Below are 13,871 nucleotides of genomic sequence, written 5' to 3' on the forward strand. Positions count from 1 at the left end.
CGAATCATGCAAAGGTATAAATGTATCATCTCTTATGATGGCTCGGGATTTTCTGGGTATCAGGTTCAACCGAATAAACGTACAGTGCAATCGGTGCTGGAAGCTGTTTTAGCAAAGATGCATAAGGGGAATCCTATTAAGGTATCAGGATCGGGACGAACGGATGCCGGTGTCCATGCAAAAGGGCAGGTCATTCATTTCGATTCTCCGCTGCTACTACCGGAAGAGAGATGGGGAGCTGCCTTAAATTCTATGCTCCCTGAGGATATTTCTGTTCAATCGGTGATGAAGGTTGATGCTTCTTTTCATGCACGCTTTGATGCGATTGGAAAAGAATATCGCTATGTGCTTTATTTAGCTTCAATACGGGACCCCTTTCAGCGGAACTATGCTTGTCGATACCCATACCCCTTAAATTTTGAGGCCATGCAAGAGGCAAGTAAATATTTCCTCGGTACCCATGACTTTACTAGCTTTTGCTCAGCAAGGACAGATGTGATGGATAAAATCCGATCGATAGAGGCGATAGATTTTTTCATCGATGGAGATTTCCTTACATTACGGTTTGTTGGGAATGGCTTTTTGTATAATATGGTTCGAATTCTTGTCGGAACATTATTAGCAGTAGGATCAGGAGACCTTTTACCAGAGGAAATGCCTGTTATCTTGGAAAAAAAAGATCGGCGGTCCGCCGGGAAGACGGCTCCAGCCAATGGGTTATATCTTTGGGAAGTTTTTTATTAATGCTGTGCAAGGCGCATCCGCTTTTCTGAAAGCAACCCAACCTGGTGTAACATTTTCTTGACAATTTACCTGTAAGTATTTATTATATTATATGTGTGTGTTTTTAATCCCACGATAAAGCCCCGGAAAGTCTTCATCGTGATTGAAAATATATGAATTGAAACTTAAGCGCACAGGGCATTAGACGTTCGTTCCCGGAACAGAATGGATGGCTGATTGCTTTATAAAAGTGCGAAAATCATAATCTTTAATGGATTTAATTAGGAGGGAAACTCATGCGTACAACGTTTATGGCAAATGCCAACAATATCGAGCGTAAATGGTACGTGATTGATGCTGAGGGCAAAACTCTTGGACGTCTTGCATCTGAAGTTGCATCAATCTTACGTGGTAAAAACAAACCAACTTTTACACCACATGTTGACACTGGTGATAATGTAATCATTCTTAACGCATCAAAAGTAGAACTAACTGGTAAAAAATTAACTGACAAGATCTACTACCGTCACACCATGCACCCAGGTGGTTTAAAAACTAGAACTGCCCTTGAAATGCGTACAAACTACGCTGAGAAAATGATTGAGCTTGCTGTTAAAGGCATGCTTCCAAAGAATTCTCTTGGTCGTCAAATGTTTAAAAAATTACACGTATACGCTGGCGCAGAACATCCGCACCAAGCACAACAACCTGAAGTTTACGAACTTCGCGGTTAATAAAGAGGGAGGGAATTTACTTGGCACAAGTTGAATATATTGGTACTGGTCGTCGTAAGAGCTCTGTTGCACGTGTGCGCATAGTTCCAGGTACAGGTAAAATTACAATTAACGGACGTGACATCGAAGATTATATCCCATTTGAAGCTTTACGTATGGTGGTAAACCAACCATTAGTAGCTACTGAAACAAAGGGCAGCTATGATGTTCTTGTAAACGTGAGCGGCGGTGGATACACTGGTCAAGCTGGCGCAATCCGCCACGGTATTGCTCGTGCATTACTAAAAGCTGATCCAGAATATCGTCCAACATTAAAGCGTGCAGGACTATTAACACGTGACCCACGTATGAAAGAACGTAAAAAATACGGTCTTAAAGGTGCGCGTCGTGCGCCTCAGTTCTCAAAACGTTAATCTTTACGTTTCAAAGGCCTCAAACCTATTGGTTTGGGGGTCTTTTTTTTTACTCAAAAACGGATGTAAGTTGTGCTTACCATCCGCTTAGTTAACGAGTTGATTTTTTACTGCATAAAGTGCTGCCTGTGTCCGGTCGGCTAGCTCAAGTTTACCTAACAGGTTAGATACATGTGTTTTAACCGTCTTTTCCGTGATGAAAAGAGATGCAGCAATTTCCTTGTTGCTTTTCCCTTTAGCGATTTCTTTTAACACATCTAATTCTCTTTTCGTTAGCTCCTCCAGTTTTTTTGGTTTTCCTTTATTGGACAAACTGGCAAGGAGATGCGAGGTTGCCGTCGGATGAAGCTGATTTTCGCCGTTCATGATTTTCTTAATGGAGGCAACTAAATCGTCGGGCTGGATGTCTTTTAGCTGGAATCCGGAAGCACCCGCTTCAAGGGCAGGGATCACATGATCTTGATCTGAAAAGCTGGTTAACATCATAATTTTGATTGTGGGCTGCTCTTTTTTATGAGTCTAGTTGCCTGGATTCCATCCATTTCAGGCATGACCAAATCCATGAGAATAAGATCTGGTTTTAATGATTTTGCTAATTCAACAGCCTCCATGCCGTTTGCGGCTTCTCCGACAATTTCAAGTTCCTTTTGTGTCCGGAGAAAAAAAACCAAGCCTCTTCTGACCACATGATGATCGTCTGCAATTAATATGCGTGTACGCATTAAATTTCCCCCTAGAACGGAATGGTGATCTCTATTTCAGTCCCATTTCCTGCTTTGCTGATTAAATGAAAATGGCCGTTTAATGCTTTTGTTCGTGCTTTCATATTTTTCAGTCCCAATGAAGGGATTTTAAGACTTTCATCATAATGGAAGCCGCAGCCCTTATCCTTTATGGTCATCTTTACCCCTCTATGGGAAGCTTGAAAAATTAAAACCGCCGCTGTGGACTGGGAATGCTTTTTACAATTGGCCAGTGCCTCTTGCCCAATGCGCCACAAAGTTTCCTCCACTTTACCGGGAATGCTTGCAGCGCCTGTTATCTCTGTTTCTATGGAGAGGCCGAGCATATCGGCATAGCTTCTCAGTGCGCTTACCAATCCATGTTCCAATCCTTGTGGCCTCAGCTGCCAGATTAATGCTCTCATTTCACCAAGAGCTTCATGGGCTAAATCCTGAATATAACTAAATGTTTGTCTGACCTCTGGTTTTTCAGTCATTTCTACCCCGGCTCTGGCGGTAAGGCTTAGCGAGAATAAAAGCTGGTTAACGGAATCGTGAAGATCCCTTGCGAGCCGATTTCGCTCGGTAACGAGCGCTGTCTCTTGCTCCCACTGGGTCAGTTTGATCCTCTTCAATGCCGTTCCGATTTGATAAGCAACCGCTTCAAGTAAAGCAAGTTCATTTTTCTCAAAGTGTGTTTTGTTTGGCGATCCTACATTTAAGATCCCGAAGCGTTCTTGTCCGGCGCGGAGCGGGACGGTGGCATGATGGGTGAGACCGCACGTTTCTCCGGCATTCTCTTTTATGGCATCTTCAATTCGTTTACATTCTATAATATTCGAAGCTTTATGCAGTTCCTGGTTGTTATATTTATTGACGCACCAGCATGTACCTTGGCACATCCGTTGATTCTGATTATTGGCCAAAGCTGGTGGTAGAGCTTCATCCGCCACAAGCTGATGCGCACCACTTTCGTCGATCAAAAAGATCCAGCCTGTTTGAAGTCCAGTCACATGGAGGAGTTTCTTCAAAACCCCAGACAACACGGCCTTTGTATCTGTTCCCTCATTTAAAAGCTCCGCAATTTCCTTTAACATGCTAATCTCTTCGTATCCAGCCTCTACAGACATTCCTATTCCCCTCTGTTGTGAAGTAACTACTTATCATTATAGCTTATTTACAATTTTCAGACTCCTCATGAGTGTTAAGGAATATTTTTAGAAAAGAACCTAAAGATACATCCGTAATAGATTCCACGATATTCTTCACTTCCAAGGCATAATGATGGAATCACGTGGAAGGACTCCTATTATAAAATGAGATTCATATCCCCAAATTCATGCCATAGATAGCCGGATTCGATCGCTTGGTCATAGGCTTTAAGTAAATACTTTTCGGATACAAAGGCGGAAAGCATATCAAGATGGCTGGCCTTCGGTTCATGCAAACCGGTGATGATTCCATTAACTATTTTTAGAGGAAATTTTTGATTAATATAGAGCTTCGTCATCCCCGAGAGTGCCCCGATCTTAGCCGCGGTCTCAAGGGCTCTGACCACAGTCGTGCCTATTGCAATGACCCTTTTTCCCCTTGCTTTTGTTTCATGAATCCGCTCCATTGTGCGTTCAGAGATATGGTATTCCTCTTCATTCTCTTCAGGTGTCTGTGGCCATTGATCGTCGAGGAAATAGCTTAAACCCGTATGCAGTTGGATAAAATCAACCTGTATGTTTTTACGCTTCAATTTAAACAGTAGCTCCCAGCTAAAGGCCCTGCCGGCAGAAGGCATTTCCACTGAGCCGGGATGGCTGGCAAAAACCGTTTGATAGGAATCCAAGTCCCATGGCTGTTCAATATACTCATAACGTACCGGTTCACCTAGGGCATAGATGATATTAACTAAATCCGTTCCTTTTTTTGAAAACTGAATGATTTTTAGAGGGGAATTTTCTTTCTCGCCAATCACAGTGGCAGTCAATTCAGATGAAAACTGCAAAATGTCGCCCATTTTAACAGGGGCCGCCACAATCAGAGCCTCCCAAATATCCACATCCCGGCGCCTTGCAAGCCGGACTTCGGCCGCAGGTATTCGTTTAAACGTGCCTCTCCGCCATTCAGCTTGTAAGACCGCTGGGATGGTGCGGCTATTATTTAAAATAACTAAATCCCCAGGCTGGAGATAATCCGCCAAGTGGAAGAAATGGTCATGCTTGATTTCTCCTGTTATGCGGTTTAAAGTCAACATCCGGACATGATCCCGCCGTAAGCCTCGTTTTTCAGGAGGAAGGGAAGCGTTCAGTTCAGTAGGCAAATAAAAATCCAACGCATTAGTCTCCACCATTCCTTACACCTCCTTAGACTGGGCTGAAAATCGCTCACCGTTGATTCCGGCAGCCTTATCCGATGCTAAGAATAAAAATATGTCAACCATATCCTCAGGTTTAGCCAATGGGTAATCACAATCAGGTACGGCCAGATCATGCATGTCTGTATCCATTTCTCCCGGATCAACCATGTTGACCCGAACATTCGTCTCACTTAATTCATCTGCCCATGTTTGGGTAAGACCTTCAACGGCAAATTTTGATACTCCATATGCGCCCCAACCGGCGAATCCCGTATGGCCAGCTTCGGAAGTCACATTGATAATAGAACCCTCATTGCGTTCAAGCATTCCCGGAATAACCCTTCTTGTGACGAGAAATGGAGAAACTGCATTTACCCGGAGCACTTCAGCAAAATCCTCCTCAGGGTAATCAAGAAGCATTGGCATGGGGCTTGGGCCTAACATAGAGGCATTATTAATCAGAACATCGATAGGGCCAAATGCTTCCTCCGCCATTGCGACGAAACGTTCCACATCTCTGGATTTTGAAATTTCAGCAGTTACCGCCAGCACTTCAGCGCCTAAACCAGCAGCTTCCTTTTTTACCTCAAGTATTCCTTCCGTTGACCTAGCGCAAATAGCCAACCTTGCCCCTTCTTTTGCAAAGGCCAGCGTTAACGCCCTGCCTAAACCTTTAGACGCTCCAGTAATCATGACTACTTTATTTTTCATATATTGATCTTCCCTTCATTACTTGATGTCTTTAGCATACGGGTTCTTTCCGATTCCTCCCTCAGAAAAAAGCTTGAACTTTATCTACAACTTTTGACTGAAAAATGAAAATAAAAATTGGAAAAACCCTCTTTGCATTTCTTCTGAACCTCGGATAAAGACTATTCGTAAGAGGTGAAAATGAAGTGACTGTGATTACAACCTTTAAAGAAAAAAGACGAGAAAAACAAATAAAATACGAACGCTCTGTACTAAAGGAGTTATCAATCACAACGTTGAAAGAGCGGGTAAAACAATATTTTGGCTCAACAAAAATTGCCTCAAGTTTTGTTATGAATACAGGAATAGAAGAGGCTTGTTACGATGTTGCCCTTGAAGCCTTCCTTCTCGGCGCAAAGTTCAGCAAGTTTGGGTACCATGGTGAGGAAATGGAGGCAGTACGATTACGCTGCTTTAGAGAAGAAAAACACCTAATTGATACGCTTTATAACTTTTTACTCTATTGGGGAAATGGAGAAGAAGGTACGATGAGCGAATCGCTTTATTATCTATGTGAACAATATATCCACGTCTGGTGGCGTGAGGGATACGAAAAAGGCCAGATGCGCCATAAGCTTCGACTTCACTAACACCAATTCTACGGTTCTAAATACCCTTCCTGTCCCATATATTTTAGTGAACATGGACGAGCGGGAAGGATGATTTGGGTGTTAAAGCATAAATGGAAAATGATCAGTTTTATTGTGGGATTACTTGCGTTATTTTTCATACTGCAACACGATTTTATTGAGAATGACTCATCGAAGACATGGAACATCCCGTTATCTGGAAAGATTATCCTGTTAGATGCAGGTCATGGAGGGCCGGATGGCGGGGCTGGAACAGGCGAAACCCTTGAAAAGGATATAGCCCTTGAAATTACCAAGAAAGTCCGGGATTATCTTCAGGAGCAAGGGGCGTTGGTGATCATGACAAGAGAAAAGGATGAAGATTTAGCTGCCTCTGATACGAAAGGCCTTAGCCGCAGAAAAGTAGAGGATTTGAAGAAGAGATTAAAAATGATCAATGACACCGATAATGACCTTTTTGTCAGCATTCATTTAAATGCCATTCCTTCCCCAAGATGGAGCGGTGCCCAAACCTTCTATGCACCGCAGCATAAGGAAAATGCCAGAGCGGCAAAGTTTATCCAAGAAGAGCTGCGCAGAAATTTGGAAAATACAAATCGTAAGGCGAAGCCAATTAATCAAGTGTTTATTTTAAAAAATGCCAAAAAGCCAGGGGTATTAGTGGAGGTTGGCTTTCTATCCAATCCGGGGGAAAAGGCATTATTAAAAAAAGATGCCTATCAGGAAAAAATAGCCGCATCGATAAATATTGGAATATTACGCTACTTTACGAATGAAAAGGAACTTAAAGAAACAGAGTAAGGGAGGTGGGGACACCTCCCATTTTTAGTGAGTTAAAAAGGAAAATTTCAGCTTTGGGAATTGTCCCGCTCCGGCGCCCTTTCGCTCTTCTTTGTTTAAGTAGTTTTAATCGATAGCAGTGTGATTCAAATAACTGTTTCATTGACGGGTTATGGTATACTGAGAGGTGGAAACGAATTCAAAAGGTGAGGTGTCTATTTTATGTTAACAGAAGTGAGAATCCGAGAGGTTCTTGGTGGCCTCAAGGAACCATTTTTACATAAGACTTTAGGGGAATTAAACGCAATAGAGGAAATAAAGATCAAAGAAGAGAAAAACCATGTTAGTGTGAAGGTGCAGGTCGCCCGAACAGGTACAAGTGAACAACTGCAGCTGCAAACGCAAATCGTTAATCTTTTAAAAGAAGCTGGAGCGGCAACGGTAGGAATTCGTTTTAGCCAGTTACCAGAAGAAGTGTTAGCGGCAAATCGTCAGGCAGAACCAGAGAAAGAGAAGAATCTTCTCAATTCATCAGAAACGACTTTCATTGCGATTGCCAGTGGAAAAGGCGGGGTTGGGAAATCTACAGTGTCTGTTAACCTTGCTGTAGCCCTCGCTCGTTTAGGGAAAAAGGTCGGCCTCATTGACGCGGATATATACGGCTTCAGTGTTCCTGATATGATGGGGATTACAAAACGCCCAGTGGTTCGTGGGGAAAAGATTATCCCTGTTGAACGTTTTGGCGTTCAGGTAATTTCGATGGGCTTCTTTGTTGAAGACAATGCTCCAATTATTTGGCGTGGCCCTATGCTTGGAAAAATGCTAAACAGTTTCTTCAACGAAGTAGAGTGGGGATCTCAAATTGATTATTTACTATTAGATTTACCGCCAGGCACAGGGGATGTTGCCCTTGACGTGCATACGATGCTTCCTGCATGTAAGGAAATTATCGTCACAACTCCTCATCCAACGGCTGCTTTTGTTGCTGCCCGTGCAGGTGCAATGGCGTTACGTACGGAGCATGAAGTTCTTGGTGTTATTGAAAATATGGCCTACTTTGAAAGTAAGCTTACCGGCGAAAAGGAATATGTATTCGGTCGTGGCGGCGGCGACAAGCTAGCCGAAGAATTAAATACAGAGGTTCTTGGCCGCTTACCGTTGAATCAGCCGGACTGGAATGATGAGGACTTTGCGCCATCGGTCTACCAGGAAGATCACCAGATTGGGAAAATTTATTTAGAAATTGCTGAAAAAGTGGACAGTCTACTGAAAAAATAGTAAAAAGGCCTTTTCCTCAAGTAGGAAGAGGCCTTTTCCATTATTCGGTTAACTGCTGGTATCGCCACCGCCAGATTTATTTTGGCCGCCGCCAGATTGTTCGCCGCCTCCATCTTTATCACTGGCCTTATTTTTTGTTTCCTCAGCCGCCTTTAAAAGCAATTCCTCCATTTTCGCTTTGAAAAGGGGGCTGTCAATGGTTTCAGAAATGACCTTTTGCAGATGCTCACGGTATTCTTTACTCTTTAAGGCATCCGCTAATTCTTTTTGAATTTCCGGTTCTTTAAAAACCTCAATCATCATGCCTCTGTATTCAGGATCATTCATTAAATCCTTTAATAATTTTTCATTCTCGGAACGCATATTTTTAGCAACGCCCTTGGCAAACTTTGCATCGCTAAAGGTCTTTTTCCAAAATTCAGTTGCTTTATCCGATGTTAAGGTTTGCTCAATGGTGGTAGCAACTACCTGTTGGTCCATTACGAGCTTTTCCTTCATCTTATCATCAGACATTACATCTTGAATGGCCTTTTTACCATCATCTGTCTTAAGAATATCCACAACCATTTTCTTTGTTTGATCATAATCAATTTGCCCGCCGCTGCTAGTATCATCTGCAGAACAGCTTGTTAGAAACAACATGATGGGCAGGAGGAGCAACCTACTTTTCCTTCTCATTTTATAAGCCCCTTTCACATATCAATCCTTAATTTTAGGATGAATAAAATGGGGAGAGATTATTCGTTATAAATCAAAATATGGATTTTTTGCCTTTCGCTTGGTACAATCAGAATGGAATTTATTTTTGTTTGTTGGAGGTTTGTAGTGTGACAAGCCGTAATTTGGTGAAATTATTTTTGAATACTTTAGTAGTCGGCGGGGTCACAACTGTGATTTTAGGGTTGTTTGTTCGCTGGCATGAGTTGCAGCCATTTTTTGTTGATTTTAAAATTGTAGATATTATTTCAGCAATTATATGGTTATTGGTGATGGGCTTTTTATTTAGCGTGATCAGCCAAATGGGCTTTTTTGCGTATTTAACAATTCATCGTTTTGGCTTGGGTATCTTTAAGTCAGCTTCCCTTTGGAATGCTGTACAAGTTGTTCTTATCCTCTTTGGCCTTTTTGACCTCATTTATTTACGATATACAAACTTTGCAAAACCAGGTGATCCTCTTTGGCCTTATTTGCTTCCTGCCCTGCTTCTAGTCGTCGTCGGGTTGGCGGTGGCATGGCTAAAAAGCAAGGAAACGAATCGCGAAGCATTTATTCCGGCCGTCTTCTTTATGATTGTTGTCACCTTGGTGGAGTGGGTACCTGTTTTAAGAGAAAATGCAGAGAACTGGTTCTATCTAATGGTGTTTGCCTTACTCGCTTGCAACGCTTACCAAATATTAATCCTTCATAAATTGAATGAGCAATCGGAACAGGATAGACAAAAACGCTTAAGCCAATCTAGTCCTAAAGTAAATAAGAAAAACAAGAAAAAACCGTCCTTGTAAGGGGCGGTTTTTCCGTTCTAAAAGATAAGAAAGCATTAATTTCGACTTTGAGAATTGTCTAGCTCCAGCGCCCTAGCGGCGAAACGCCTTCGCTCTCCGCCCTACGATAAGTCAACATCGGTTCACTACGTTCACCGTGTTTCCTTTATCTCAGTTGGAGCGCTCCAGGCCATACGCCGCTGACCAGGACGCCTGCGCTTTTCTTATTACCTGACTTCTTTAGATTGAACTTCTCCATTTGTAATCATCTCTGAAACTGACACAAGCTTTAAGCCTTTTTGGCGGATATCCTCTAAAATTAATGGCAATGCTTTTGCTGTTTGTTTTGCCGAATCGGAGGCATGGAGAAGAACGATATCTCCCCTTTCTGCCTTTTTAACATTTTCTACGATTTTTTCTACCCCGGGATTTTGCCAATCCTTTGAATCAATTTTCCAATGAACAACGGTATATCCATATCTTTTGGCAATTTTTAATGTACGCTCATCGAAATGCCCTGTTGGTGCACGGAGAAGCTTTATATCCTTCACATTTAACTTTTTAAAGGCTTCTTGTGCTTTGGAGATATCTCTGGCAATTTTAGCATCTTCTAAATCCATATAATCCACATAATCGTAGCCGAGAAGCCCAATTTCATAGCCTTCCTTTACAATTCGAGAAATAATGTCAGGATGCTGTTCTGCCCATGATCCTGCAAGGAAGAAAGTGGCCGACTTCACATTTTCCTTTTTCAATGTATCTAAAATTGGTTCTGCCTTTTCATCCCCCCAGCCAATGTTAAATGTAAGCGCAAGATCCTTTTCACCCCGGTAAATCGCTTTGGCTCCTTCTTTTGTTGAAAAGACCGGAATCTGCGCAAGGTTTTCTATATAGAGAAACCATGCGGTAAAGAAAGCAGCAATTAATATAAGGGCAACAGTTTTTAAAGCCTTTCCGTTTAAAATAAAGAAGAAATTCATTTCGGCACCCACCTCGTCCAATACTATCCTTGTCTTCATACCTATGCTTGTATTTATTTAAATATGAGTCGAAAATTTTATTATAAAATTTCAATAATTGGAAAAGACTACTATAACTAGAAACTTTGCTGGAGGTTATTCAATGTTTGGGCTTCTCATAAATGATAAGGAAGTAAAGGAAATGGAATACCTAATTAAAAGGGAACTGGATGAAATCTTATTTGATTTAAGGGATGAACGGATTGATCATATTGTCAAAAGGGCGATGGAAGAGAGATATAAGATCCTTTTTGCCTTATTTAAAAGGGTTGCATCCCCACATGAATGTTTTAAGTATATGAGAAGAGGTAAAAAGGATCGAAAAAAGGGGTAATGTTTTTTTAAAAGACCGTTGACATATATTTAATATCTTGTTATAGTAATAAACGTCGCTGCTAACAGTAACGAAAACCACTTCAAAAAAAGTTGTTGACATTACGAATTGCAGATGATATATTAATAAAGTCGCTTTTAGGCGATGGAGATATTGTCCTTTGAAAACTAAACAAACAAAAACGTCAACAAACAATATTTTTTAGTTTCAATATAGATGAAACTAAGCCAACGTAACAAATGAGCTAATCAACTTTCTTGGAGAGTTTGATCCTGGCTCAGGACGAACGCTGGCGGCGTGCCTAATACATGCAAGTCGAGCGAATCTTTGGGAGCTTGCTCCCATTGATTAGCGGCGGACGGGTGAGTAACACGTGGGCAACCTGCCTGTAAGACTGGGATAACACCGGGAAACCGGTGCTAATACCGGATAATCCATTCCCTCTCATGAGGGAATGCTGAAAGACGGTTTCGGCTGTCACTTACAGATGGGCCCGCGGCGCATTAGCTAGTTGGTGAGGTAACGGCTCACCAAGGCGACGATGCGTAGCCGACCTGAGAGGGTGATCGGCCACACTGGGACTGAGACACGGCCCAGACTCCTACGGGAGGCAGCAGTAGGGAATCTTCCACAATGGACGAAAGTCTGATGGAGCAACGCCGCGTGAGCGATGAAGGCCTTCGGGTCGTAAAGCTCTGTTGTTAGGGAAGAACAAGTACCGGAGTAACTGCCGGTACCTTGACGGTACCTAACCAGAAAGCCACGGCTAACTACGTGCCAGCAGCCGCGGTAATACGTAGGTGGCAAGCGTTGTCCGGAATTATTGGGCGTAAAGCGCGCGCAGGCGGTCCTTTAAGTCTGATGTGAAAGCCCACGGCTCAACCGTGGAGGGTCATTGGAAACTGGGGGACTTGAGTGCAGAAGAGGAAAGCGGAATTCCACGTGTAGCGGTGAAATGCGTAGAGATGTGGAGGAACACCAGTGGCGAAGGCGGCTTTCTGGTCTGTAACTGACGCTGAGGCGCGAAAGCGTGGGGAGCAAACAGGATTAGATACCCTGGTAGTCCACGCCGTAAACGATGAGTGCTAAGTGTTAGGGGGTTTCCGCCCCTTAGTGCTGCAGCTAACGCATTAAGCACTCCGCCTGGGGAGTACGGCCGCAAGGCTGAAACTCAAAGGAATTGACGGGGGCCCGCACAAGCGGTGGAGCATGTGGTTTAATTCGAAGCAACGCGAAGAACCTTACCAGGTCTTGACATCCTCTGACACTCCTAGAGATAGGACGTTCCCCTTCGGGGGACAGAGTGACAGGTGGTGCATGGTTGTCGTCAGCTCGTGTCGTGAGATGTTGGGTTAAGTCCCGCAACGAGCGCAACCCTTGATCTTAGTTGCCAGCATTCAGTTGGGCACTCTAAGGTGACTGCCGGTGACAAACCGGAGGAAGGTGGGGATGACGTCAAATCATCATGCCCCTTATGACCTGGGCTACACACGTGCTACAATGGATGGTACAAAGGGCTGCAAGACCGCGAGGTTTAGCCAATCCCATAAAACCATTCTCAGTTCGGATTGTAGGCTGCAACTCGCCTACATGAAGCCGGAATCGCTAGTAATCGCGGATCAGCATGCCGCGGTGAATACGTTCCCGGGCCTTGTACACACCGCCCGTCACACCACGAGAGTTTGTAACACCCGAAGTCGGTGGGGTAACCGTAAGGAGCCAGCCGCCTAAGGTGGGACAGATGATTGGGGTGAAGTCGTAACAAGGTAGCCGTATCGGAAGGTGCGGCTGGATCACCTCCTTTCTAAGGATAATTCAGTCCTTTCGGACTGATCATAAGGTTGACGTTTCTTGTTTGTTTAGTTTTGAGAGTGCAATTCTCTCAAAGCTTTTTTAATCGTTCTTTGAAAACTAGATAATCGTAAGAAGAAGCAAAGTAAACATCGAGTAATTTCCATTTTAGTTTTCTCTCTATTTAATAGAGAAACAAACCTTTTAGGTTAAGTTAGAAAGGGCGCACGGTGAATGCCTTGGCACTAGGAGCCGATGAAGGACGGGACTAACACCGATATGCTTCGGGGAGCTGTAAGTAAGCTTTGATCCGGAGATTTCCGAATGGGGGAACCCACTGTTCGTAATGGAACAGTATCTTTACCTGAATACATAGGGTATAGAAGGCATACCCGGGGAACTGAAACATCTAAGTACCCGGAGGAAGAGAAAGCAAACGCGATTCCCTGAGTAGCGGCGAGCGAAACGGGACATAGCCCAAACCAAGAGGCTTGCCTCTTGGGGTTGTAGGACACTCAACATGGAGTTACAAAGGAACGGGGTAAATGAAGCGACCTGGAAAGGTCAGCCAGAGAAGGTAAAAGCCCTGTAGTTGAAACTTCGTTCCCTCCTGAGTGGATCCTGAGTACGGCCGGACACGAGAAATCCGGTCGGAAGCAGGGAGGACCATCTCCCAAGGCTAAATACTCCCTAGTGACCGATAGTGAACCAGTACCGTGAGGGAAAGGTGAAAAGCACCCCGGAAGGGGAGTGAAATAGTTCCTGAAACCGTGTGCCTACAAGTAGTCAGAGCCCGTTTATGGGTGATGGCGTGCCTTTTGTAGAATGAACCGGCGAGTTACGATTACATGCAAGGTTAAGTTGAAGAGACGGAGCCGCAGCGAAAGCGAGTCTGAATAGAGCGAATTT

The 13,871-nt window shown here is 43.5% G+C and carries 13 protein-coding genes, 2 rRNA genes and 1 pseudogene (1 of these 16 only partly in view); 10 read left to right on the forward strand and 6 right to left on the reverse strand.

Going from position 1 to position 13,871, the window contains the following annotated elements:
* Positions 1–6: 6 nt before the first annotated feature.
* From truA to rpsI, 3 genes are all read left to right on the forward strand, one after another.
* Positions 7–744, forward strand: a complete 738-nt coding sequence (gene truA, locus RCG19_RS10240; protein WP_308110699.1) for a tRNA pseudouridine(38-40) synthase TruA — start codon at positions 7–9, stop codon at positions 742–744.
* A gap of 275 nt (positions 745–1,019) precedes the next feature.
* Entirely contained in the window at positions 1,020–1,457 is a 438-nt protein-coding gene (rplM, locus tag RCG19_RS10245) for a 50S ribosomal protein L13 (RefSeq protein ID WP_166243788.1), read from the forward strand.
* A gap of 20 nt (positions 1,458–1,477) precedes the next feature.
* On the forward strand, positions 1,478–1,870 hold the full coding sequence (gene rpsI, locus RCG19_RS10250) for a 30S ribosomal protein S9 (RefSeq protein ID WP_007085258.1): 393 nt from the start codon (positions 1,478–1,480) through the stop codon (positions 1,868–1,870).
* 87 nt (positions 1,871–1,957) lie between these two features.
* Here rpsI and RCG19_RS10255 read toward each other — a convergent pair.
* The 4 genes and pseudogenes from RCG19_RS10255 to RCG19_RS10270 form a co-directional block, all read right to left on the reverse strand.
* Positions 1,958–2,592, reverse strand: a pseudogene (locus RCG19_RS10255) (response regulator).
* Positions 2,593–2,603: 11 nt separating this feature from the next.
* Positions 2,604–3,722, reverse strand: a complete 1,119-nt coding sequence (locus RCG19_RS10260; RefSeq protein ID WP_308110700.1) for a GAF domain-containing sensor histidine kinase — start codon at positions 3,720–3,722, stop codon at positions 2,604–2,606.
* Positions 3,723–3,901: 179 nt separating this feature from the next.
* The gene (locus tag RCG19_RS10265) at positions 3,902–4,933 is read right to left on the reverse strand and encodes an S-adenosylmethionine:tRNA ribosyltransferase-isomerase (RefSeq protein ID WP_308110701.1); all 1,032 of its coding nucleotides are present in this window, start codon (positions 4,931–4,933) and stop codon (positions 3,902–3,904) included.
* 3 nt (positions 4,934–4,936) lie between these two features.
* The gene (locus tag RCG19_RS10270; RefSeq protein WP_308110702.1) at positions 4,937–5,650 is read right to left on the reverse strand and encodes an SDR family NAD(P)-dependent oxidoreductase; all 714 of its coding nucleotides are present in this window, start codon (positions 5,648–5,650) and stop codon (positions 4,937–4,939) included.
* Between the two features lie 185 nt (positions 5,651–5,835).
* On the opposite strand from RCG19_RS10270, the gene RCG19_RS10275 reads away from it, so the two are divergent.
* The 3 genes from RCG19_RS10275 (at position 5,836) to RCG19_RS10285 (ending at position 8,337) form a co-directional block, all read left to right on the forward strand.
* Positions 5,836–6,279 (forward strand): YbaK family protein, encoded by a 444-nt coding sequence (locus RCG19_RS10275; RefSeq protein ID WP_166243798.1) that lies wholly within the window; start codon positions 5,836–5,838, stop codon positions 6,277–6,279.
* 69 nt (positions 6,280–6,348) lie between these two features.
* Positions 6,349–7,080 (forward strand): N-acetylmuramoyl-L-alanine amidase CwlD, encoded by a 732-nt coding sequence (cwlD, locus tag RCG19_RS10280; protein WP_374049591.1) that lies wholly within the window; start codon positions 6,349–6,351, stop codon positions 7,078–7,080.
* A gap of 201 nt (positions 7,081–7,281) precedes the next feature.
* Positions 7,282–8,337: an Mrp/NBP35 family ATP-binding protein gene (locus RCG19_RS10285; RefSeq protein ID WP_166243802.1), complete on the forward strand. Its 1,056-nt coding sequence runs from the start codon at positions 7,282–7,284 to the stop codon at positions 8,335–8,337.
* Positions 8,338–8,385: 48 nt separating this feature from the next.
* Here RCG19_RS10285 and gerD read toward each other — a convergent pair whose 3' ends face one another.
* Positions 8,386–9,015, reverse strand: coding sequence for a spore germination lipoprotein GerD (gene gerD / locus RCG19_RS10290; protein WP_166243804.1), 630 nt, complete (start codon positions 9,013–9,015; stop codon positions 8,386–8,388).
* A 149-nt stretch (positions 9,016–9,164) separates the two neighbouring features.
* On the opposite strand from gerD, the gene RCG19_RS10295 reads away from it, so the two are divergent.
* Positions 9,165–9,839, forward strand: a complete 675-nt coding sequence (locus tag RCG19_RS10295) for a KinB-signaling pathway activation protein (protein ID WP_308110703.1) — start codon at positions 9,165–9,167, stop codon at positions 9,837–9,839.
* Positions 9,840–10,045: 206 nt separating this feature from the next.
* On the opposite strand, the gene pdaB is transcribed toward RCG19_RS10295, so the two are convergent.
* The gene (gene pdaB, locus RCG19_RS10300) at positions 10,046–10,798 is read right to left on the reverse strand and encodes a polysaccharide deacetylase family sporulation protein PdaB (RefSeq protein ID WP_308110704.1); all 753 of its coding nucleotides are present in this window, start codon (positions 10,796–10,798) and stop codon (positions 10,046–10,048) included.
* A 142-nt stretch (positions 10,799–10,940) separates the two neighbouring features.
* Between pdaB and RCG19_RS10305 the strand changes: the two genes are divergently transcribed.
* From RCG19_RS10305 to RCG19_RS10315, 3 genes are all read left to right on the forward strand, one after another.
* The gene (locus RCG19_RS10305; protein WP_308110705.1) at positions 10,941–11,171 is read left to right on the forward strand and encodes a hypothetical protein; all 231 of its coding nucleotides are present in this window, start codon (positions 10,941–10,943) and stop codon (positions 11,169–11,171) included.
* A gap of 254 nt (positions 11,172–11,425) precedes the next feature.
* A 16S ribosomal RNA gene (locus tag RCG19_RS10310) occupies positions 11,426–12,975 on the forward strand.
* Positions 12,976–13,169: 194 nt separating this feature from the next.
* Positions 13,170–13,871: ribosomal RNA gene (locus tag RCG19_RS10315) — 23S ribosomal RNA — on the forward strand; it runs 2,234 nt beyond the window's last position.
* The 16S and 23S rRNA genes sit together here, the layout of an rRNA operon.

Origin of the sequence: Neobacillus sp. OS1-2, assembly GCF_030915505.1 — a bacterium.
Lineage (GTDB): Bacteria > Bacillota > Bacilli > Bacillales > Cytobacillaceae > Neobacillus.

Excerpts from the sequence above, each read along its gene's own strand:
- truA (WP_308110699.1), top strand. The coding sequence starts at position 7 with ATGCAAAGGTATAAATGTATCATCTCTTATGATGGCTCGGGATTTTCT.
- rplM (WP_166243788.1), top strand. The coding sequence starts at position 1,020 with ATGCGTACAACGTTTATGGCAAATGCCAACAATATCGAGCGTAAATGG.
- RCG19_RS10260 (WP_308110700.1), bottom strand. The coding sequence starts at position 3,722 with ATGTCTGTAGAGGCTGGATACGAAGAGATTAGCATGTTAAAGGAAATT.
- RCG19_RS10265 (WP_308110701.1), bottom strand. The coding sequence starts at position 4,933 with ATGGTGGAGACTAATGCGTTGGATTTTTATTTGCCTACTGAACTGAAC.
- RCG19_RS10270 (WP_308110702.1), bottom strand. The coding sequence starts at position 5,650 with ATGAAAAATAAAGTAGTCATGATTACTGGAGCGTCTAAAGGTTTAGGC.
- cwlD (WP_374049591.1), top strand. The coding sequence starts at position 6,349 with ATGATTTGGGTGTTAAAGCATAAATGGAAAATGATCAGTTTTATTGTG.
- RCG19_RS10285 (WP_166243802.1), top strand. The coding sequence starts at position 7,282 with ATGTTAACAGAAGTGAGAATCCGAGAGGTTCTTGGTGGCCTCAAGGAA.
- gerD (WP_166243804.1), bottom strand. The coding sequence starts at position 9,015 with ATGAGAAGGAAAAGTAGGTTGCTCCTCCTGCCCATCATGTTGTTTCTA.
- pdaB (WP_308110704.1), bottom strand. The coding sequence starts at position 10,798 with ATGAATTTCTTCTTTATTTTAAACGGAAAGGCTTTAAAAACTGTTGCC.
- RCG19_RS10305 (WP_308110705.1), top strand. The coding sequence starts at position 10,941 with ATGTTTGGGCTTCTCATAAATGATAAGGAAGTAAAGGAAATGGAATAC.